A 278-nucleotide genomic window follows, 5' to 3' on the forward strand; every position below is an offset into this window, starting at 1 on the left:
CTTGCTTCACCTCTGCCAACGGCCCGCCCGCTGCGGTTGCCGGTCTCGGTGAAGCGAGTCCGGCCTCGGCAGCCCGCACCTGTCGTACGCAGCCTGTCGGCGGCACGCAGCGGTGCGCGGGTGAGGGCGCTTCGCATGGCGGCTGGTGTGTCCGGCGGCACGCTGGCGCAGGCCTCGGGGATTTCCTCCTCGATGCTCTCGCGCATCGTGCGCGGGCTGGTCTCGCCTTCGGTGGAGTCCCTGGAGCGCCTCGCGCTGGGGCTTCATGTGCCGTGGTT

The 278-nt window shown here is 71.6% G+C and carries 1 protein-coding gene; it reads left to right on the plus strand.

The window, feature by feature from the left end:
- Positions 1–93 precede the first annotated feature (93 nt).
- Positions 94–278, plus strand: a 185-nt coding sequence (locus tag ACZYSP_RS35635) for a helix-turn-helix domain-containing protein (protein ID WP_489019280.1), incomplete at its 3' end; no start/stop codon positions are given.

The organism is Variovorax sp. F042, assembly GCF_057814215.1.